The organism is Mucilaginibacter segetis (genome assembly GCF_016522075.1).
Lineage (GTDB): Bacteria > Bacteroidota > Bacteroidia > Sphingobacteriales > Sphingobacteriaceae > Mucilaginibacter > Mucilaginibacter segetis.
On the sequence record NZ_JAEHFW010000002.1, the window covers coordinates 297,891 to 318,114 of the forward strand.

Below are 20,224 nucleotides of genomic sequence, written 5' to 3' on the forward strand. Positions count from 1 at the left end.
TTATTCCGCTGTTTCCAGTTTTGGTAACGGGTCAGCATAATTTGCCAATCCGTAATTTTTTGTTACTGCTTCACCAGCATTGGTTACATGCCACTCAAATTCATCCCTGAAATGACGTATAGCACTGGCTACAGGCCAGGCCGCTGCATCGCCCAACGGACAAATCGTATTCCCTTCAATTTTTTTAGAAACGTCAACCAGCAGGTCCATGTCGCTCATTTTACCGTGACCATACTCCAGCCGATGCAGTACCTTCTCCATCCATCCGGTACCCTCACGGCATGGCGAACATTGCCCGCAGCTTTCATGATGATAAAAACGGGCGAAGTTCCAGGTGTTACGCACAATACACTGATCTTCGTCATAAGCAATAAAACCACCTGAACCCATCATGGTTCCGCTAACAAATCCTCCGTCGGCTAATGATTCATAGCTCATTAAGCGAGCCTCGTTATTAATGGTTTTTAGTATTAAGTTAGCCGGAAGAATAGGAACGGATGAACCACCCGCTACAACTGCTTTTAAACGTTTGCCATTGGCAATTCCCTGGCAATAATCATCGCCGTATATAAATTCCTCTACCGGAACACCCAATTCAATTTCGTAAACTCCGGGTCGTTTTAAGTTACCACCTGCTGAAATAAGTTTGGTGCCTGTACTACGGCCTATACCTATTTTAGCATACTCTTCGCCGCCATCGTTAATAATAGGTACAACTGCCGCTATGGATTCTACATTGTTAACCACTGTAGGGCAGCCGTATAAACCGGCTATCGCCGGGAATGGTGGTTTTATCCGGGGGTTACCACGTTTACCTTCTAATGATTCTAACAAAGCGGTTTCTTCACCGCAAATGTAAGCGCCGCCACCAGGCTGCACGTAAAGTTCCAGATCGTATCCGGTGCCTAAAATATTTTTTCCTAAAAATCCGGCGTTCTTAGCTTCTGCAATGGCTTTTTCCAGTATGCGTATCTGCGGCATCATTTCGCCGCGTACATATATGTATGATGTTTTTGCACCCAGCGCATAGCTGGCTACTATCATCCCCTCAATTAAAAGGTGAGGGATATAGGTCATCAGGTAACGGTCTTTAAAAGTACCGGGTTCCGACTCATCCGCATTACAAACCAGGTAACGAGGCACGCCTTCGGGTTTAGCCAAAAAACCCCATTTCATGCCGGTAGGGAAACCCGCGCCACCACGGCCGCGCAACCCCGACTTCTTCACCTCTTCCACAACCTCATCGGGAGTAAGAGTTTTCAGCGCCTTTTCCACTGCTGCATAGCCGCCTTTAGAGCGATACACATCAAAGGTATTGATGCCGGGTACGTTTATATGTTCAAGTAAAAGTTTGCGTCCCATTACTAATATATTTTGCCGTTTAATTTATAAGCGGCTATATGATTTCTTATACAATTTGTAAGAATCAACACGGTTATAAAACCGATGATAAGGCTGTAACGATCTGGTATTTGCAGCAATAAATACAGGACTATGCCTATTACAAATGCTGCATCCCAGCTTATCAACCTGTATCTTACATTCATTAGTTATTTGCCTTTGCTTTTAAATCACCAATCAGCTTATCAACCGATTCGTTAGTTAAATTCTCGTAGAAAGTGTATTCCGGGCCTATTTGCAATACCGGACCATAGCCACATGCTGCAAGGCATTCCACACCGCGCCAGCTAAATAAACCATCGGGAGTAACTTCGCCTTCTTTAACGCCAAGTGTTTCTTCTATATGATCCATTATCTTATCGGCGCCAACTATTCCACACGGGCCTGTACGGCAAACCTCCAGCATGTATTTGCCCTGCGGCTTTAAAAAATACATGGTATAAAACGAGGCTACTTCATAAACCTCTATAGGCTGTATGTCCAGATATTCTGCAACTTTATCCATTGCAGGAGCGCTTACCCAGCCAAACTCAGCCTGTACCATGTGTAAAACCGGCAATAAAGCCGATTTTTGTTTCCCTTCGGGATAACGGCTCACTACGTCATCAAACTTGCTGATCAGTTCCGGTGAAAATTCTACCGGTGAATTATTATCCTGTACACTAAGCATCTAACTCTCCGGCTATAATGTTTAAACTACTCATGTTAATAATAGCATCTGATAATAACATACCCTGACTCATTGGCGCATACATTTGGTAATTAATAAAGCTCGGTCTGCGGAAATGCAAACGGTATGGCGAGCGCCCGCCATCATTAACCAGGTAAAAGCCCAGTTCGCCATTAGCACCCTCAACTGCGTGGTAAACCTCGGCAGTAGGTGTGTCCACCTCGCCCATCACAATTTTAAAATGATAGATCAAAGCTTCCATGTTATTATATACTTCCTCTTTAGGAGGCAAATAAAATTCAGGTACATCCGCGTGGAATATATCTGATGGTTCTTTTTCTAATTTAGCTAACGCCTGCTCTATAAGGCGTAAACTTTGCCACATTTCCTCGTTACGTACTAGAAAACGACTGTAAACATCACCATTGTCACCTACAGGCACTTCAAAATCAAAATCTTCGTAGGAAGAGTAAGGCTCCATTGCCCTTACATCATAATCAACGCCGGCAGCGCGTAATAACGGTCCGCTCCAACTGTAGCTTAATGCGGTTTCGGCGGTAACCGCCGCTACGCCCTTTGTACGGTCAACAAAGATACGGTTACGGTTAAACAGATTTTCAAACTCCTTTAATGCTGCCGGAAATTCCTTCAGGAACTTGCGCATCTTATTAAAGGCAATGGTATTAAAATTACGCTCAAAGCCGCCTATCCTGCCAATATTGGTGGTTAAGCGTGATCCGCATATTTCTTCATAGATCTCATATATCGCTTCGCGATACTCCATCATATACAAAAAGCCCGTAAAAGCGCCGGTATCTACACCCAATACACCGTTGCAGATGATGTGGTCGGAGATACGAGCAAGCTCCATAATAATTACCCGCAGGTAATCTACCCGTTTAGGGGTTTTTATATTAAGGAGTTTCTCTACCGTCATGTGCCAGCCCATATTGTTTATGGGGGATGAACAGTAGTTCATTCTATCGGTAAGTGGTGTTATCTGATAAAACGGCCGGTGTTCGGCAATTTTTTCAAACGCGCGGTGTATGTAACCAATTGTTGACACGCCGCTAACAATGCGTTCGCCATCCAACTGCAGCACATTCTGAAACACACCGTGCGTAGCGGGATGCGTAGGCCCCAGATTCAGGGTTGAATACTCGGTTTGCGGATCGTTATCAGTATATACGGGATGATTCTGCATTTTATATTATCTTCCGAAAAAGTAATCTTTTTTATCAATACGGTTAGGGTCTTCCAGCGGATATTCTTTCCTCATCGGGAAAACGGTCATGTCGTCAACATTCAATATACGCCGCAAATCGGGGTGACCATCGAAGATCACTCCAAAAAAGTCGTAGGTTTCGCGTTCCATCCAGTTAGCGCCATCCCACAAAACAGTAGCAGTAGGGATGTGCACATCCTCGGCAGGTAAAAATACCTTAACGCGTATGCGCGTATTTGTAGTAAGGCTATGCAGATGATAAATTACACCTATAGGCATCTCCTTTTCAGGATAATGAATAGCCGTAATATCTGTTAAAAATATGAATTGCAGCGCCGGATCTGTTTTTAAAAAGGTAAGCAGTTCGGTTATTTGCGCTCTGCCGGTTTCAACAGTAAGCAAGCCATAATCAGCACCCAAGACGTTTACCTGGCCTGGAAACTTATCGCCAATTTTTTTTAAAAGCTCGTCGTTTGCTATTTTACCCATTATTGAATTCCGTATTTAGCCATTAACTCCTGGTATTTAGGCTCTTCTCTGCGCCTTAAGGTTTCTGTTTGTACCAGTTTCTGAATTGCCATAAAACCATCTATGATAGCTTCGGGACGCGGAGGGCAGCCCGGCACATATACATCTACCGGTATAACCTCATCAATTCCTTGTAAAACAGAGTAGGTATCAAATATGCCACCGCTTGAAGCGCATGCACCCACCGCCATTACCCAGCGTGGCTCGGCCATTTGCAGGTAAACCTGCCTTAAAACCGGACCCATTTTTTTGGAGATGGTACCCATTACCATTAATAGATCGGCCTGACGAGGCGAAAAACTTAATCGCTCGGCGCCAAACCTGGAAAGGTCGTAATGTGAAGCCATGGTAGCCATAAATTCAATACCGCAGCATGATGTAGCGAACGGCAATGGCCATAATGAATGCGAGCGCGCCAATCCTATTGCCTTATCAAGCGATGTGGCAAAAAAACCCGACCCTTCTACACCCGCGGGGGCTTCAACTATTTGAATATCACTCATTGAATTTTTTATCAAATAAACTTAACCCATCAGCTCTGCTGATGCGCAAATTTACAATTAATACATTGTAACTTATACACCTATGCTTCCTGTTAAGTATTTAGAACTAATCTAAACTAATCCCAATCGAGGGCACCCTTTTTTATGATGTAGATAAAACCCAGTAGCAAGGTACCTATAAAAATGAACATCTCTATCATGCCATCCTTACCCAGATCGCGAAAGTTTACTGCCCAGGGATACATAAATATTACCTCCACATCAAATAATACAAACAATATGGCCACCAAAAAATATTTGATAGACATAGGCGTACGGGCATTACCAATTACCTCGATGCCAGATTCAAAAGGAGTTAACTTATCGCCGGTTACCCGCTTGGGGCCAATTTTGTGTGTTACAAACATGGTTGTTATCACAAAACCTAATGCAACCAGCATTTGAAATATGATAGGTAAATAGTTTACCGGTAAACTTTGTAGTTCCATATATAAGTACAAATATACGAATGCGTATAAAATATATAAGGCCTCTTTTGTAAGAGGCCTTATATATCATATTTAATTATTTGCTTTTGCCTGCGGCAGCCTTACGGTCAAAATAGTATTGAGCACGTTTGTTGGTCGGGTCGGCTTCTCTGGCTTTAGTGTAAGCCTCCAATGCTTTCGCATCATCTTTTTCTATAAGCTCATAAATTCCACCCATGTATGCGTAGGCTTCAGCTAAATTCCTCTTATCATATTCTGAAGGGTTAGGCTTAGCTGATATAAGCTCAATATATTGTTCATAATACGGCCTTGCCAATCCTTTGATGTTATTACGGTCGGTCTCTTTATACTCAGCCACACGAGCCTGATATATAGTAACCGCCGGAATAGGTTTGGCTACCTTACTTTGAATATGTGCAAATGCGGAATCGGCTTTAGTTAGCAATGTTGAATCAGGAGTAGGTTTTGGTGTTGCTTTACTAAAGTACTGATCTTCATAAGCAAAATAGTAGCTACGACCTTCTGCCAGGTAATCATTTAACGTAGCATTTTTAGATTTTTCTACGTAATTACTATAGGCATCCCCGGCTTTCTCATACTTTTTCTGATCGTAATAAGTTTTACCTATTTCCTGGAAAACATCAGCCTGAGTGCTATCCATCTGGTAAGCTTTTCTTAAAGCTAATATACCAAGGGAATCTTTATTAGTTTTAATCTCTAAACGGCCCAAATATAAATAGTCGCGTGCTATAATACGTTTCGGGTCAGCTTTGCTTAACCAGGTATTTATAGCATTTAACCCGGCAGGGTAATCACCATTCTCATATCCGGCATAAGCCAAATAACGATATGCTCTTAAGTTACCGTTCGCTGTTTTTGACAGATCGGTTGCCACTTGCTGTAACGTTTTAAAATCACCGCTTTGTATAAGGAAATCCGCATAACGCATCTCTGACTCAACAGACATATCTGTTAAAGACAAATATTTACGGTAATGATCGGTACCTTCCTTTATTTTTTCTGAAGCCATTTTAGGATCGGTATTAGCCCATCTTACATCGGTTTCAGCCCATTCGCGGTAAGCAGGCCCGTAATTAGGGTCTATTTCCAACGCTTGCTTAAATTGGGTTTCTGAATCCTGAAAGTTATCGGCATATTTCCATAATACACCGGTAGCTACCTTAGCTGCAGGCAATTTAGGATCAATGTTTAACGCGGCTAAATAAGCTTCGTATGCTTCTGTATTTTTTAACTGAGAACGGTAAGCATCGCCAAGGGTAAGATAAAGTCCAGTGCTTTTATCGCTGTTTTTCACTTCCTTAGCTTTATTTAATACCGCAATAGCAGCATTTGCATCTGCTGCAGGTATCTTACCATCCACAGGCGAAAGCAAATATCCCTTAGCTATATAAATATAAGGTTCTACATCCTTTTTAGCCAGATCCATCGCTTTATTAAAATCAGTATTAGCTGTTGCTTTATCTTTATCAATTAAAGCAACAACACCTAAGCCGGCGTAGTTAAGGGCTGATTTTTCTTCAACTGCTATTCCCTTATTAAATTGCATTTTGGCTGAATCCGGGTAATCTTGCAGTATATATACCCAACCCAGATAAAAAAAGTTTTCATCCTTGTTAGACTGGGTTGTAGTCAAATTTTTAAGCATTGACTTGGCTTTCTGGTATTGTTCAGCATCAATTGCTTTTTTGGCGTCGTCCAAACTTTGCGCAAAAACTGATGAACCCAAAAATAGCAGCATCAATACTATCTTACTTGTTTTACTGATCATTTTCATCTTAGTTAGTGTGTGTTTATTCTTTAGTATTATGTATAATGTTTATCTCTCTTCCGGGTATTGAATCAGGCAATAAACCCGATTTTAATATTATCCGTTGTCCTCGTTCGCTGGCTAAAAATGAAGCAAACCCTGCTCCTAAGCCTTTTTTACCACTGCAGTCAATAATATATAACGACCTGCTAAGCGGGTATGTATGTAAGACAAGCGTAGTTTGCGAAGGTTTAGTGTACCCCAGTGCAGCCTTTGCCACCGTACGGTCATCCTTTACTCCCATTATCTTTACCTTATCTACTGCATCCGCATAATCTTTATCCGGATCATTCAGCCAGCTAAACCCGGTAATACCTATGGCATTATCGTGTTCGCTTACATACTTTATAACAGCCTTGTTCGATTGTAAGGCGTAAATATTTTTTTGCTCAAATTCTTTATTGCCTGATAATTGCTTCAAATATCTTACCAAACTTGAATTAGGATTATCAAACACTATATTTTTGTCAGTCCTAATAGTGCCGTTAAGCATTCTTTTTATTTCGCTAACGGTTATAGTTGTATCATTTGATGATTTATTTACAATCAATGCTATGGCATCAATGGCAAATTTGTTTACATCAGGCGGCAAAGTTCGCCTTATTAAAACATTAGTCTCTGCGGTGTCAAGCTCTCTTGATAGTATAGCTACCCTTACACTGTCGTTCAGCAGCATACTAATAACCCTTGATTCAGGCATGAATTTAATTTCAGGATGAGCGTCGGGGTACAATGCCTCAAATATATATTCTTCTTCCCCAACAATAGGAGAAAATGATTCATCGGCAGCAAACACCTGGGTTCCTGAGGTAAAGCCATCCTTTATTGTAACGGTTTTTTTTGTTCCCTGATCGCAGCTCTGAAACAAAACCAATACGATAAAACCGGATATAATACCAGCAAAACTAACCTTCATCTACCGGTTCCTTTCTTAACAAACGCGAAAAGCGTAAAACTGCATATATAATTATTACCGAACCGAATATGGTTCTTTGGGAATGTGATAAATTCAACGGAAACTTATCCCAAAAAATTATCATCAAACCTAAAACACAAAATCCGACAAATGCGGTAACTCCTATAATAAACAAAAACCGCCTTTTGGGCGATTTTTGTTTATTGTTATTATTTGTTAACATTCTCTCTTTACTGATCTGAAAGCGAAAACGATACCGGAACGCTGTATTGTACACGTACCGGACGACCGTTTTGTATACCCGGCGACCATCTTGGAGAATTTTTAAGGGCACGGACTGCTTCTTCGTCGCAACCGCTACCAATTCCACGTATAACCTTAATATCAGTTAACGATCCGTCGCGCTCAACCACAAACTGTAGTATTACACGGCCCTGTACGTTATTCTCTCTTGCTATTGCAGGATACCGTATAGCTTTACCTAAATATTTATAAAAACCAGCATCGCCTCCGGGGAAGCTTGGTTGTTTCTCAACAGCGGTAAAAATCTTATTAGGATCGGCTTCCACCACTTGTTTTATATCAGAGTTACCTACAGGCTCATCAATTCTGATATCAGCATTAGGGTCGCCTTTCTGATCTTTAGGACCAGGGTCAGCAACTTCCAATTCCTTAACCGTTGGCGGATCTTTTTCACGCACTTCGTTATCCGGTTTAACTACCGGAGGCGGAAAACGCACCTGATCAACCTTTGGTTTTGGCGGTTCCGGTGGTGGTGGTGGTGGTTTCTTAATTTCATCTACAGGAGGCGGAGGTAATACCACTTCGGTTACCTTCACCTTTTCAGCAGCCTTGGGGATAAATCCCTCTATTTTATTGATAATTGTTTTTAAGGATATCAAAAACACAAATACTACAACCCCAACTAAAAGCGCACGATTAGTGTTTCGTGAGTTAAGTTTTCTTAATTGGTATGCACCATAGTTTTTATTACGTCCGCTAAAAACAACGTCAATCCACTCCTGATTTAATATGTCTAATTTTGATCCAAACATTTTTCAGTGATTAAATAACGTTAATTAATTGTACAAATTTTCACGTTTCAGCAGCTCAATCTCTTGCGGAGTAATATCTACAATCGCATATGATTCTACCTTAGTGATATTCATTTCATCCAAAGCGTCAACAACATTCTTATAAACTGCCTTGTCGCTCGGTTTTATAAGCACGATCATGAACTTGCCATAACTTTGCTGTATTTCCTTGCCTTTTTCGACAAGGAGTTTCCGCAGGTCATCTTTGCCATAACCAATAACCTCAGGTTGAGATTTTCCGGGCTCACCCTGGTACCATTCCAACTTATTATCACTACCCAAAAGCAGTGTTAATGATCTGGAAGCAGCTACATCTAATTGGTCCTTTGTTTTCTCATCCTTAGCCGGCATGGTTACATCCATAGCCTTTGGTTTTGATAAAGTGGTGGTTAGCATAAAGAATGTGATCAGTAAGAAAGCCAAATCAACCATGGCTGTAAGATCCACACGTGTTGATACTTTTTTACTTCTTACCTTCCCGCCTTTACTCCCCCCACCGGAGGAGGTATCTAATTCTGCCATGATATTACTTTTTAGGTGCCTCTCTGATAGTAGTTATTAAACTAAACTTATTAGCCTTCTGATTTTGCAGAACGCCAATTACTTTCTTGATTGTTGGGTACTCTTCCTTATTATCTCCTTTTATAGATATCCTCAGCGACTTATTATGTAATGAAGCATCTGCTTTGCGTGCTTCCAGTATCCAGTCGGACAATTCATTATTGGCAGTTGTATCAACTGGAATGCCCGGTTGTTTATACTCCTTACGCTGATCAACATCCAGATCAAGGAAGCCCTTAAGACCTTTCATCGGAACACCAAATATTGGCAACGCTGAAAATAATTCCTGCTCTTGCTGTGAAAATTTGATGCCGTATTTATCGCCCATTTGTATAAGCGTTTGCTTACGCACATCGTTTCCATCAACCGAAACAAACACCTTGCCCTGACCAATGGTCAGCAACAAAACATTGTCTTCAGGCAACAATACTTCTACCGAAGAAGCGGGTATATCTACCGGCACAGGATCTTCTGTACGCGGCTTTGCGGTTAATATAAAGAAAGTAAGCAACAGGAAAGCAACATCACACATAGCCGTCATGTCTATGGATGTACTTTTTCTTTTTACTTTTGCTCTTGACATGTTGTAAATTTAAACAATTATAATGTAAAGTTCCAAATTTTCCAAATTATATTTTGTTATAACGAAAAATCCGTACTATTATTGTGACCCTTGATTATGCTCTGTGCTTATGTGAAGCAGAGAATGTTTGCACAATGCTAAAGCCTGTTTCGTCAATCGCGTAAGTCAGTTTGTCAATTTTTGAAGTAAACAAGTTGTACATTACAATTGAGATAGCCGAAGTACCGATACCTAAAGCGGTATTTACAAGTGCCTCAGAGATCGCTGTGGATAATGCCGACTGGTTAGGAGCACCTGATGCTGCCAGGGCACCGAAGGCCTTGATCATACCGATTACCGTACCTAACAAACCGGTTAATGTACCAATTGATACCAAGGTAGCGATAATAGTAAGGTTTTGCTCTAACATAGGCATTTCCAAAGCGGTTGCTTCCTCAATGTCTTTTTGAATTGCCAAAGTTTTTTGGTCGATATCCATTGTAGTATCAACTTCCATTTCTTTGTATTTCTTTAAACCTGATTTGATAACGTTAGCTACCGAACCTTTTTGTTTGTCGCACTCAGCGCTTGCAGCGTCAATGTTGCCCGCATTTAAAAAGCTTTGTATCTTTCTTACGAAGGCATCAACATTACCTGTTCCTGATGCTTTTCCGATAACTAAAAACCTTTCAATTGAGAATACGATAACCATTAACAGGTATGACATGATGATAGGTACGATTACCCCACCCTTATGTACGGTACCAAATAAGTCTGTTGGTTCACCGTCTACAGGATCGCCGCCTTTGTAGTGGCTTGGGTCGCCTAGTATAAAGATGAATATACAAATTGCCACTGCTATACAAATAGGTATGGTCAAAGTTGCAAATGCGCCCGATGCACTTGAGCTTTCTTTTTTAACAGGGGTAGTTGGTTTTGTTGGTGCGTTTGCCATTACTTTTTAGTTTTTAATTTTCGTTTTGTTTATAATATTAGTTAATAAAAATGTGTGCGCTTTTTTTGCGAATAACAAAAATAGAATTTAAATGAATTAAAAAAATATTTTATGCAATTCTTTATAATAATTTAATAATTAAAGTACTAATTTTTTTGATTAGTGCAATACATAACGTTTCTAAACAAAAAAATTGTCTTTTCGACAGACAATTTTTTTACAATAAAACTCAAATTTTTTAATAATAGCAAGCCTTAGCTAATAAAAAGTATGTAACTAAACTGATATAATAGCCTCATTTTATGCAATAATGGCGGGTTGGGGTCCAGCCTTTGTTATTTCGGGACTGCACAAGCTGCTGTATTTTTCAAAGTTTTTTACAAATGCATTGGCCAGTGCATTTGCTTTATCATCATAGTTTTCGTGAACTGGCCATATATTTTGCGGATCCAGTATATCGTCAGTCACATTTGGACAGGTAACCGGCATCATCAGGTTAAATACCGGGTGATGCTTAAAATCTACATTTTCAAGTTCTCCGTTCAGTGCGGCAGTTATCATAGCACGAGTATCCGAAAGTTTGATACGGCTGCCTTTACCATAAGGGCCACCTGTCCAACCGGTGTTAACTAACCAAACATTTACCTGGTGTTCTTTAATTTTTTTACCTAACAACCGGGCATACACTACCGGGTGCAATGGCAGAAAGGCTTCTCCGAAACATGCAGAAAAGGTAGCTTTTGGCTCATCTGCTCCTGTTTCGGTACCGGCTATCTTAGCGGTATAACCAGATATAAAATGATACATGGCCTGTTCAGGCGTAAGTTTTGCTATTGGCGGCAATACCCCAAATGCATCGGCTGTTAAAAAGAATATGTTTTTAGGTGTTGTTCCTATTGATGGCTTTACCGCGTTGCTTACATTATATAAAGGGTATGCTACACGGGTGTTCTCGGTTTTATCAATATTCGCGAAATTAACCCGTCGTGTACCTTCAATAAAATTTACGTTTTCAAATAAAGCGCCATACTGTATGGCTTTAAAAATCTGAGGTTCTTTTTGGGCGGTAAGGCCGGCACATTTTGCGTAGCAGCCACCCTCGAAGTTGAATATGGTGTAATCGCTCCATCCGTGCTCGTCATCTCCTATCAGGTTGCGGTGCGGATCGGCCGAGAGCGTGGTTTTACCCGTTCCGGAAAGGCCGAAAAAGATAGCGGTATCTCCACTTTCTCCGGTATTTGCCGAACAATGCATAGAAAGCACCTTTTTTTGATGAGGCAGTATAAAGTTAAGCACCGAGAATATGGCTTTCTTAATTTCGCCGGTATAGCCAGTACCCCCAATAAGTATTATTTTTTTACTGAAGCTGATAACGGTAAAATTTTTTTGACGGGTGCCATCCTGCTCTGCATCGGCGGCGAAGCCGGGGGCGGCAATAATTGTCCATTCCGGTTTAGCTGCGGCATTTATAAGTTGTGGTCGTAAAAATAAATGATGTGCAAACAGATTTTGGTAAGCGGTCTCAGTAATTACACGGATATCAATATGATATTTTTCGTTAGCACAGGCGCTGGCATCGCGTACAAATACTTCGCGACCTGTTAAATAAACAGATACCTTATTATATAAAGCATCAAATTTATCCGGACTGAATTTAATATTTACATCGCCCCACCAAACATTATCACGAGTGATATCATCCTCCACAATAAATCTGTCTTTTGGTGAACGCCCTGTAAATTCACCGGTATCAATGGCAAGTGCACCGGCTTCCGTTAATACCCCTTCGCTTTTTTTTATGGCAGCTTCTATTAATTGTGCCGGATTCAACTGGTAGTGAATACTTAAATTATCCGGCATGCCCAAATACCCCAGATCGGGTATCTGATAACTATGTTTGTTCATTAAAGGTAATACAATTGGTTGGGGCAAACTTACCTTTTTATAAAACTATTTTACAACTTTTTTGCGCAATTTTTTACATAATGTAAATTTTACACACCATTTAAATAGTTGACTATCAATAGTATACTATACCATTAAATTTTACACCTAATACACTAACCTCCGGCTTTTTTGGCCTTGTAATTATCGGCCTGTAACAAAGTGAGCACCTTGTCTCTAAAATCGCCCTGTATCAATATTTCACCCTCTTTAACAGAGCCGCCAACACCGCATTTTGTCTTCAGTTTTTTGCCGATAGCTTCCAGGTCTGCAGTAGCGCCAATGAATCCACTTATACGGGTTACCAGCTTGCTCCCACCCTTACGGTCGAGGTATATTTTAAGATTTTGCTGTTGTGGCGGTAACGTTTGCTGCTCCTCCCCAGTTTCTTCCTGATATTCAAAATCCGGATCGGTAGAGTACATAATGCCAGTAAATTTCTTTTTTACCATAACTATTTGTTTTTATAGGAAACGCCTACAATTACTTTTAGTGTTGCGGGCACAATATCAATCTTCAGGTTTGTACCTGCAACCTGCGGCTCGCCGTCTAAATGTATAGCGCCATCCGCTTTGCGGCTAACTTCAATATGCTTGCCTTGTATGATCTCAACATACGAGGTTTTATTGGCCGTTTTGGTGATCATACGCAGGCCCATCTCCGGGAAACGATATAGCGGAAAAGGCTTAATGATACATACATCCAGTAAACCGTCCTGAACGGATGCCTCCGGCGAAATATGCGCATTGTTGCCATACTGTGAGGAATTGGCAAAGCTCAGCATAAAGGCTTCACGCTCGTAAGGCTTACCATCTATCAGTAGTTGATACGTTTGGGCTTTATAACTTGCAATTTCCTGTATTGATGATTTAAGATAATTATAAAAGCCACGTGTTTTACTGCCCTGGGCAAAAACATGGCTGATGTGCGCATCAAACCCCATACCGGCCATATTAAAAAACCACTGATCATTCATTTTTGCGGCATCAATAGTGATGGTACGCCCGGCATTAAATGTTTTAAATGCACCTTCCACATTCATGGGGATGTTTAAAAAACGTGACAAGCCATTGCCTGATCCATAAGGGATTATGCCCAATACGGTATCGGTACCTGCAATAGCCGAGGCTATTTCATTAATGGTTCCATCGCCGCCAACCGCTACAATGATATCATACTCATCCGCCGCTGCCTTAGCCAGCGAGCGGGCGTGTAATACGCCCGAAGTAAATTCTACGTCGGTTTCAAAAGCTGACGGATCAACATATTTTTGTATAAGCTCCGGCACTTCATCTTTCTTCTTCCCTCCCGATACCGGGTTAATAATAAATAACGCTTTCCTTTTCAACTATATAGGGTTTCAGCCGCCAAAAGTAAATGTATTTTCCGCTTTGTGAAAAATTGTTTTATTTTTGCCACCCGAAAGTGGACTGATTTTACTGCCCGGCATAGTTCCGGAAAGGATTGCAACCACGTAAAAAAGTGCTAACCCCGCCCCTTTTACAACGTTCAAAAAAATCCATATCTTTCGGTTTAACGTTTATTAAAAAAACAATATGCCATATTTATTCACCTCGGAATCGGTATCTGAAGGGCACCCGGACAAGGTAGCCGACCAGATATCTGACGCATTGATCGATAATTTTTTAGCTTTTGATCCGGAGTCAAAAGTTGCCTGCGAAACTTTAGTGACTACCGGGCAGGTAATATTAGCCGGGGAGGTAAAATCCAAAGCCTATTTAGATGTACAAAAAATCGCACGCGAGGTGATCAATAAAATTGGTTATACCAAAGGCGACTATATGTTCGACGGCAGCTCATGCGGGGTACTATCGGCCATACACGAGCAATCACCGGATATTAACCAGGGTATTGACCGTACTGCTAAAGAGGAACAGGGCGCCGGCGACCAGGGTATGATGTTTGGTTATGCTACCAGCGAAACTGCTAACTATATGCCTCTGGCACTGGATATTGCTCATGCTTTATTAATTGAACTGGCTGCCATCCGTCGCGAGAATACCGACATCCAATATCTACGCCCTGATGCGAAATCACAGGTAACACTGGAGTATGATGATAACAACACGCCTATCAGGATTGATGCTATCGTAATATCAACCCAGCATGATGATTTTGACGAAGAGAAAGCGATGCTGGAAAAAATCAGCAAGGATATCATCAGCATATTAATACCGCGGGTTAAAGCAAAATACCCAAAATACGCTCACTTTTTTAACGACGAAATTAAATATCACATTAACCCCACCGGTAAATTTGTTATAGGAGGGCCACATGGTGATACCGGCTTAACCGGCCGTAAGATCATTGTAGATACCTATGGTGGTAAGGGAGCACATGGTGGTGGTGCTTTTTCGGGGAAAGACCCTTCAAAGGTTGACCGTTCCGCGGCTTACGCCACACGCCATATTGCAAAAAACCTGGTTGCAGCCGGTGTTTGTTCCGAAGTTTTGGTGCAGGTATCCTACGCTATTGGCGTTGCTAAACCAATGGGTATATATGTTAACACTTACGGAACAAGCAAACTTGGTTTAAGCGATGGCGATATAGCTAAAAAGGTAGAGGCGATATTTGACATGACCCCTTACGCTATTGAAACCCGTTTTAAACTGCGCAATCCTATTTACAGTGAAACTGCTGCTTACGGGCACTTTGGTAAACCAAGCCAAACGGTTACCAAAACTTTTACCAGTCCGGACGGGCAAACTACTACAACAGAAGTAGAATTATTTACCTGGGAAAAACTGGATTATGTAGATAAGGTAAAAAGCGCCTTCGGTTTATAATTTATAGTACATTATATAATACATACAAAAGCGGCTTGTTAACAAACCGCTTTTTTTGTTGCCCGCTTTTTTGGCGCAGCAATACGGGTGTGGTAATATTTTTTGGCCTTACTAATACTGCCACAGGTTTCGGTACAGCACCACTTACGGTGACCTTTGGCGCTGGTATCTAAAAACAACCATCCGCAGCCGGGGCATTCTTTTAGCAGTTTTAGCTTATCGGATTGCAGCAGATCATACGCCGATTTAATGATCATCCAAAACTGCCGCTCAAATTCAGCTTCGGGGTTGTTCCAGGCCAAGCGGATCCCTGCCTTATCAGATACAAAGTAAGTTTGTGTTAACGCCTCCTTTACCCATGCATTAAATTGCTGCATTACCCTTTCAGCAACAGGCTTACCTTTTGCCAGTAAGGAGAAAAGCCTGTATAACATTTCACGGGCATCAATTATTCGTTTATAACAACACTTTACGGTTCCGGCGTAGCAGTATTCGTTTAGTTTTGTTTCGCGCAGTTCGTTGTAGGTAAGCAGCTCCATTTCGTAACACCATATCAAATATTCCGAATAATCTCTTAAATATTCTGTGGGCATTTCCTTTTTTCTGGTTTGCACGGTATTAATAAAATCCAAGCACAAAAAACCGCCGATGCGTGGCAGATTCTGAATATTTACTTTTTTTCTCATATAATTATTAGTGAATTTTTTACGTATAGAGGCCACTTATGCAGTAATAAAATTTTTACTTTTACTATTGCAGGGCGTTTTAGCGGTAATAAAAAAATCCTGTTTTTTTTTTAAAATGACATCAAAAAATACTGCGCCGCGTTGGCTGATCGTCTTCGCTTTTTTTAATATTTATATAATATGGGGATCTACCTATCTGGCGGTAGCCTATGGGTTAAAAGGTTTCCCCCCATTTATTTTAGTTGGCCTTCGCTACTTTTTTGCCGGTATAATTATACTGGCTTGGTGTTTGTTAAAGGGTGAAAAACTCCCTGCTAAAAAATTTATTTATAAGCATGCACTAAGCGGCTCGTTAATGCTGGTAGGCGGTACCGGCATGATAGCCTGGGCCGAACAATATATCAGCTCTGGGCAGGCGGCAGTTTTAATAGCTACCGAACCATTAATGTTTTTATTGATCGATCGTAAACGTTGGTCGGAATATTTTTCAAACAAGTATATTCTTAGCGGGCTGCTTATAGGGTTTACAGGTATATTTTTGTTTTTAAAACTTGGCGTTGCAAGCACGACCACCTCGCCAATGGCAACACTTGCCGCTGTTATTACCTTATTAAGTGCCGTTTTATGGGTTTTAGGATCGTTAATTACTAAAGAAAGCAAGGGCAGAAGTTCATCAGTGATGAATGCCGGAGTACAATTGCTGGCCGCGGCCGCAGTGTGTGGCATTATCGCTTTATGTAAAGGCGAATATACAGAATTTTCTTTAAAAAACATTGGGCTTGACGCCTGGGGCGGGCTTGTTTTTTTAATTGTTATGGGGTCGCTGGTGGCTTATATCTCTTTTGTATGGCTAATTAGTATAAAACCACCCGCCATTGTAAGTACGCATACCTATGTAAATCCGGTGGTGGCGGTTGTGCTTGGCTGGCTGCTGATGCATGAAAATGTAAACCGGGCCCAGGTCATCAGCCTTTTTATTATTTTATTAGGCATACTATTGGTAAACATTCCGGGTTACCGGAGCCGTAAAAAGGCAGTAGCATAAAAAGACCGCTTATAGCGGCCCTTTAAAAAAACTGACACTGCTTTATTTATTGCCAGCCCGTCATTTCATCCAGCGTGAACACATTACCCGCGTTATATAACCCGGATATAGCCGAATTTGAATTTTGTTGTTGCGTAAGCTCGGCCCAACCCAGTAAATATACCCACCTTGGCTGTGAAGCCAGTAAGCTTGACGTAGGCAGCGTACCGCATTCGCCAATGGCTATAGGTTTGCTGCCCGCTTTATTCAGTAAAAGGTTATATTTTGTGGTGGTAAACCCGGTGCCATCGCTGCCGTAATTATCCAGCGCCAGTACATCCCAGTATGATGAACCCGGATCGTAACTATTCAGATCACTTGATAAGCTGCCGAAATCCTGCAGGTTCCAAACCCATATCAGGTTGGTTAATCCTTTGGTATTTACCAGATAGTCATGCGTTATTTGATACAATTTGGCGGTACCGTTTGGCCCCGGGCGCCCTGCCCACCAAAAAACGCCCTGGTTCATTTCATGAAACGGGCGGAATAATACCTCTACCCCGTTATTTTTCAGGTCCTGCAAATAAGTAGCAATCAGGTCGAGCCTTGCTTTCCAGTTATTATTCAGCGTTGTTCCATTGGTAATCAGTTCGTTCCATTGACTATCGCTTAAATGGCTTTTTACACCACCGTCCCACTGGCAGGGCTCAGCCTGTGTTGGCGGGCAGGCATGAAACATTAAGGCAATGAGCGCCCCGCTGTTCCACCGGGTTTTAGCAGTACTGGTAACCAGACTGCGCCATTGGGCCATAGTTGATGTTCCCTGAAACGGCTGAAACGAAAAATCTTCGCCCCATAACCCCGGATATTTATTGGAGATATCTTTCATAGGTTGCCAGTATTGCATTCCCTGTTGGCCTGCCACCGTTTTTTGCCCGGAGATGCTATATAAATAATTCAGGCTTTTGAACGACAGCGGTCCCGGCACCACCTGGTACGTAAAGTACTCCCAATCAGAAGCCGTGGCACGGTTACAGGTTACGGCCTGTGTGCCATTTTCGCTGGATATGTATTTACCGTTATTACCCCGAAGACTTATTTTTCCGTTGCCGCTCTCCACCCAGTCAAACATTTCCCAGGTACTGTAGGATGTACGGTTGCAGGTTACCGCCTGCGTGCCGTTTTCACTGCTAAGGTATTTGCCCTGGCTTTTTAAAGCTACTTTACCGCCACCTGCATCAACTACCAAAAAGGTTTCCCAGGAGCCTGCCGCAGGCCGGGTACAGGTTACTGCCTGCGCCCCGTTTTCACCACTGAGGTACTTTCCGTTAAAGCCTCTTAAAACAATGCTTTTCCCGACAGGCGTTGCAGCCCGCGGGTTGGTGGTTTGTACTCCTGCATTTCCGGACGCCGCCGGCGCCGAAACATCCTTTGTGCAGGAACTGCTTAAACATAATCCTGCTGATAAAAAAGCAGCTATACTGTTTTTTAATAATGTAACTAATTTTTTCTTCATGAGTTAAATTTGATTTAGTTGGTTTAGCATAAAGGTGGGGGTACTGTAAGTAAATAAATTATGCTATGGTCCTGAATGCTTGTAAAATAGTACCGCTAAATTATGCCCCCGATATTAATTTGTAATACCTTTATAACCATGCATCACCCTACAGAAAACCCCTGGCAGATTAGCAGTGAAAAAGAAATTTATGATAACCCCTGGATAAATGTTACCGAATACCAGGTAATAAACCCTGCGGGCAAACCCGGCATTTACGGCAAACTGCATTATAAAAATTTAGCCATTGGCATATTACCGCTTGACGAGGACATGAATACTTATTTGGTTGGCCAGTACCGCTTTGTACTTGACCAGTACAGTTGGGAAATGCCGGAGGGCGGAGGTCCTTTAAGGACCGATCCCCTTGAATCGGCCAAACGCGAACTGCTGGAAGAAACCGGATTAAAAGCCGGCGAATGGACCGAGATACAACGCATGCACCTGTCCAACTCGGTAAGCGATGAACTCGCTATTATTTATATTGCCCGGGGCCTGCAGCAATTTGACCCCGAACCAGAAGATACCGAGCAACTGATAATTAATAAGGTGCCCTTTATAAAAGCTTATGAAATGGTACAGAACGGTGAAATAACCGATTCGCTTACTGTAGCCGCTATATTAAAAGCACGTTTAATGCAACTGGAAAACCGTTTGTAACCTAACTGTTTATCATATCTCAAAAAAATTTAAATTTGCGGGTTGATGAAAAAGTTTTTAGGCTACATTTTATCGCCGTTTGCGATTGTGGCATTTTTTTTAATGCTGATCATTTTTCAACCCATACAATGGTTTGCTTATAAATTTATGGGATACGGTGCCCATAAAAAAGTGGTTGATGTACTGAACATTTGTTTGGTAAGTACTTTTTATATTTTAGGTAATACAGTAAAATTTACCAATAAACAGGATTTGCCTATAGGCCGCTCCATCATTTTTATAGCTAACCACCAAAGCTTGTTTGATATACCGCCGATGATCTATTTTTTGCGAAAGTATCATGCAAAATTCATATCAAAGGTGGAGCTTACCAAAGGTATCCCCTCTATCTCCTATAACCTTAAAGTAGGCGGTGGGGCGAATATAGACCGGAAAGATCCACGGCAATCTATTACCGAGCTGGTAAAGTTCGGTACACGGATGAAGGAGAACAAATGGTCGGCAATGATATTCCCGGAGGGCACACGCTCTAAAGACGGACACGTAAAAACCTTTCAGTCGGCAGGCGTGGCCACCCTGTTAAAAAAATGCCCCGACGCATTGTTGGTACCCGTTGCCATTAAAGATTCATGGAAGATGATACGCTATGGGCTTTATCCGTTAAATACTTTTACCCCCATGAGCTGGGAAGTTCTGGAACCTATTGAACCCGGTAAAACCTCTGTTGATGAACTGGTAAAAGAGGTGGAGAACCGCATAAGGGCGGTGGTTGATGGAGAATAAGGTTTCCGGCCTTGTGCTCATCCTTCGATAAACT

At 41.7% G+C, this 20,224-nt stretch carries 21 protein-coding genes; 4 read left to right on the top strand and 17 right to left on the bottom strand.

From position 1 onward, the window contains the following. The 15 genes from nuoF to I5M19_RS11040 form a co-directional block, all read right to left on the bottom strand. Positions 1-1,362, bottom strand: coding sequence for an NADH-quinone oxidoreductase subunit NuoF (gene nuoF, locus I5M19_RS10970; RefSeq protein WP_200066376.1), 1,362 nt, complete (start codon positions 1,360-1,362; stop codon positions 1-3). A gap of 184 nt (positions 1,363-1,546) precedes the next feature. Beyond that, positions 1,547-2,071 (bottom strand): NADH-quinone oxidoreductase subunit NuoE family protein, encoded by a 525-nt coding sequence (locus I5M19_RS10975; RefSeq protein WP_200066377.1) that lies wholly within the window; start codon positions 2,069-2,071, stop codon positions 1,547-1,549. After that, positions 2,064-3,275: an NADH-quinone oxidoreductase subunit D gene (locus I5M19_RS10980; protein WP_200066378.1), complete on the bottom strand. Its 1,212-nt coding sequence runs from the start codon at positions 3,273-3,275 to the stop codon at positions 2,064-2,066. Before I5M19_RS10980 ends, I5M19_RS10975 begins: the two co-directional genes overlap by 8 nt. Before the next feature lie 6 nt (positions 3,276-3,281). Beyond that, positions 3,282-3,785, bottom strand: a complete 504-nt coding sequence (locus I5M19_RS10985) for an NADH-quinone oxidoreductase subunit C (RefSeq protein WP_200066379.1) — start codon at positions 3,783-3,785, stop codon at positions 3,282-3,284. Continuing rightward, positions 3,785-4,327 carry an NADH-quinone oxidoreductase subunit B gene (locus I5M19_RS10990; RefSeq protein ID WP_200066380.1) on the bottom strand — a complete coding sequence of 181 codons (543 nt, stop codon included), beginning with the start codon at positions 4,325-4,327 and terminating at the stop codon, positions 3,785-3,787. Before I5M19_RS10990 ends, I5M19_RS10985 begins: the two co-directional genes overlap by 1 nt. Before the next feature lie 116 nt (positions 4,328-4,443). Beyond that, positions 4,444-4,815: an NADH-quinone oxidoreductase subunit A gene (locus I5M19_RS10995; protein ID WP_200066381.1), complete on the bottom strand. Its 372-nt coding sequence runs from the start codon at positions 4,813-4,815 to the stop codon at positions 4,444-4,446. A gap of 76 nt (positions 4,816-4,891) precedes the next feature. Beyond that, positions 4,892-6,610 carry a tetratricopeptide repeat protein gene (locus tag I5M19_RS11000; RefSeq protein ID WP_200066382.1) on the bottom strand — a complete coding sequence of 573 codons (1,719 nt, stop codon included), beginning with the start codon at positions 6,608-6,610 and terminating at the stop codon, positions 4,892-4,894. A 16-nt stretch (positions 6,611-6,626) separates the two neighbouring features. Further along, complete coding sequence (locus I5M19_RS11005; RefSeq protein WP_200066383.1) at positions 6,627-7,559, bottom strand: PstS family phosphate ABC transporter substrate-binding protein; 933 nt, start codon at positions 7,557-7,559, stop codon at positions 6,627-6,629. Between the two features lie 230 nt (positions 7,560-7,789). After that, positions 7,790-8,614 carry an energy transducer TonB gene (locus I5M19_RS11010; RefSeq protein ID WP_200066384.1) on the bottom strand — a complete coding sequence of 275 codons (825 nt, stop codon included), beginning with the start codon at positions 8,612-8,614 and terminating at the stop codon, positions 7,790-7,792. A gap of 24 nt (positions 8,615-8,638) precedes the next feature. Continuing rightward, positions 8,639-9,175, bottom strand: coding sequence for an ExbD/TolR family protein (locus I5M19_RS11015; protein WP_200066385.1), 537 nt, complete (start codon positions 9,173-9,175; stop codon positions 8,639-8,641). 4 nt (positions 9,176-9,179) lie between these two features. Beyond that, entirely contained in the window at positions 9,180-9,797 is a 618-nt protein-coding gene (locus I5M19_RS11020; RefSeq protein ID WP_200066386.1) for an ExbD/TolR family protein, read from the bottom strand. Positions 9,798-9,891: 94 nt separating this feature from the next. Beyond that, on the bottom strand, positions 9,892-10,731 hold the full coding sequence (locus I5M19_RS11025; protein WP_200066387.1) for a MotA/TolQ/ExbB proton channel family protein: 840 nt from the start codon (positions 10,729-10,731) through the stop codon (positions 9,892-9,894). Between the two features lie 300 nt (positions 10,732-11,031). Then, positions 11,032-12,636 (bottom strand): phosphoenolpyruvate carboxykinase (ATP), encoded by a 1,605-nt coding sequence (gene pckA, locus I5M19_RS11030; protein WP_200066388.1) that lies wholly within the window; start codon positions 12,634-12,636, stop codon positions 11,032-11,034. A gap of 155 nt (positions 12,637-12,791) precedes the next feature. Further along, positions 12,792-13,127, bottom strand: a complete 336-nt coding sequence (locus I5M19_RS11035) for a translation initiation factor (RefSeq protein ID WP_200066389.1) — start codon at positions 13,125-13,127, stop codon at positions 12,792-12,794. Positions 13,128-13,129: 2 nt separating this feature from the next. Beyond that, positions 13,130-14,023 carry a diacylglycerol/lipid kinase family protein gene (locus tag I5M19_RS11040; protein ID WP_200066390.1) on the bottom strand — a complete coding sequence of 298 codons (894 nt, stop codon included), beginning with the start codon at positions 14,021-14,023 and terminating at the stop codon, positions 13,130-13,132. A gap of 208 nt (positions 14,024-14,231) precedes the next feature. On the opposite strand from I5M19_RS11040, the gene metK reads away from it, so the two are divergent. Further along, complete coding sequence (gene metK / locus I5M19_RS11045; protein ID WP_200066391.1) at positions 14,232-15,482, top strand: methionine adenosyltransferase; 1,251 nt, start codon at positions 14,232-14,234, stop codon at positions 15,480-15,482. A gap of 38 nt (positions 15,483-15,520) precedes the next feature. Here metK and I5M19_RS11050 read toward each other — a convergent pair whose 3' ends face one another. Continuing rightward, positions 15,521-16,168 (bottom strand): CGNR zinc finger domain-containing protein, encoded by a 648-nt coding sequence (locus I5M19_RS11050; RefSeq protein ID WP_200066392.1) that lies wholly within the window; start codon positions 16,166-16,168, stop codon positions 15,521-15,523. A 115-nt stretch (positions 16,169-16,283) separates the two neighbouring features. On the opposite strand from I5M19_RS11050, the gene I5M19_RS11055 reads away from it, so the two are divergent. Continuing rightward, complete coding sequence (locus I5M19_RS11055) at positions 16,284-17,213, top strand: EamA family transporter (RefSeq protein ID WP_200066393.1); 930 nt, start codon at positions 16,284-16,286, stop codon at positions 17,211-17,213. 46 nt (positions 17,214-17,259) lie between these two features. Here I5M19_RS11055 and I5M19_RS11060 read toward each other — a convergent pair whose 3' ends face one another. Next, a complete protein-coding gene (locus I5M19_RS11060; protein WP_200066394.1) occupies positions 17,260-18,708 on the bottom strand; it encodes a glycosyl hydrolase in 1,449 nt (482 codons plus the stop codon). A gap of 102 nt (positions 18,709-18,810) precedes the next feature. On the opposite strand from I5M19_RS11060, the gene I5M19_RS11065 reads away from it, so the two are divergent. Both I5M19_RS11065 and I5M19_RS11070 read left to right on the top strand, forming a co-directional pair. Next, positions 18,811-19,407 (top strand): NUDIX domain-containing protein, encoded by a 597-nt coding sequence (locus I5M19_RS11065; protein WP_394370713.1) that lies wholly within the window; start codon positions 18,811-18,813, stop codon positions 19,405-19,407. A 45-nt stretch (positions 19,408-19,452) separates the two neighbouring features. Beyond that, on the top strand, positions 19,453-20,190 hold the full coding sequence (locus I5M19_RS11070; protein ID WP_200066395.1) for a lysophospholipid acyltransferase family protein: 738 nt from the start codon (positions 19,453-19,455) through the stop codon (positions 20,188-20,190). The last annotated feature ends 34 nt before the right edge of the window (positions 20,191-20,224 follow it).

Bases quoted from the DNA above. Each gene is read 5' to 3' on its own strand.
- I5M19_RS10980 (WP_200066378.1), bottom strand. From the start codon at position 3,275: ATGCAGAATCATCCCGTATATACTGATAACGATCCGCAAACCGAGTAT.
- I5M19_RS11015 (WP_200066385.1), bottom strand. From the start codon at position 9,175: ATGGCAGAATTAGATACCTCCTCCGGTGGGGGGAGTAAAGGCGGGAAG.
- I5M19_RS10995 (WP_200066381.1), bottom strand. From the start codon at position 4,815: ATGGAACTACAAAGTTTACCGGTAAACTATTTACCTATCATATTTCAA.
- I5M19_RS11060 (WP_200066394.1), bottom strand. From the start codon at position 18,708: ATGAAGAAAAAATTAGTTACATTATTAAAAAACAGTATAGCTGCTTTT.
- I5M19_RS11055 (WP_200066393.1), top strand. From the start codon at position 16,284: ATGACATCAAAAAATACTGCGCCGCGTTGGCTGATCGTCTTCGCTTTT.
- I5M19_RS11035 (WP_200066389.1), bottom strand. From the start codon at position 13,127: ATGGTAAAAAAGAAATTTACTGGCATTATGTACTCTACCGATCCGGAT.
- I5M19_RS11050 (WP_200066392.1), bottom strand. From the start codon at position 16,168: ATGAGAAAAAAAGTAAATATTCAGAATCTGCCACGCATCGGCGGTTTT.
- I5M19_RS10975 (WP_200066377.1), bottom strand. From the start codon at position 2,071: ATGCTTAGTGTACAGGATAATAATTCACCGGTAGAATTTTCACCGGAA.
- I5M19_RS11070 (WP_200066395.1), top strand. From the start codon at position 19,453: ATGAAAAAGTTTTTAGGCTACATTTTATCGCCGTTTGCGATTGTGGCA.
- I5M19_RS11020 (WP_200066386.1), bottom strand. From the start codon at position 9,797: ATGTCAAGAGCAAAAGTAAAAAGAAAAAGTACATCCATAGACATGACG.
- I5M19_RS11065 (WP_394370713.1), top strand. From the start codon at position 18,811: ATGCCCCCGATATTAATTTGTAATACCTTTATAACCATGCATCACCCT.
- I5M19_RS10985 (WP_200066379.1), bottom strand. From the start codon at position 3,785: ATGGGTAAAATAGCAAACGACGAGCTTTTAAAAAAAATTGGCGATAAG.
- I5M19_RS11010 (WP_200066384.1), bottom strand. From the start codon at position 8,614: ATGTTTGGATCAAAATTAGACATATTAAATCAGGAGTGGATTGACGTT.
- nuoF (WP_200066376.1), bottom strand. From the start codon at position 1,362: ATGGGACGCAAACTTTTACTTGAACATATAAACGTACCCGGCATCAAT.
- I5M19_RS11000 (WP_200066382.1), bottom strand. From the start codon at position 6,610: ATGAAAATGATCAGTAAAACAAGTAAGATAGTATTGATGCTGCTATTT.
- pckA (WP_200066388.1), bottom strand. From the start codon at position 12,636: ATGAACAAACATAGTTATCAGATACCCGATCTGGGGTATTTGGGCATG.
- I5M19_RS10990 (WP_200066380.1), bottom strand. From the start codon at position 4,327: ATGAGTGATATTCAAATAGTTGAAGCCCCCGCGGGTGTAGAAGGGTCG.
- I5M19_RS11005 (WP_200066383.1), bottom strand. From the start codon at position 7,559: ATGAAGGTTAGTTTTGCTGGTATTATATCCGGTTTTATCGTATTGGTT.
- I5M19_RS11025 (WP_200066387.1), bottom strand. From the start codon at position 10,731: ATGGCAAACGCACCAACAAAACCAACTACCCCTGTTAAAAAAGAAAGC.
- metK (WP_200066391.1), top strand. From the start codon at position 14,232: ATGCCATATTTATTCACCTCGGAATCGGTATCTGAAGGGCACCCGGAC.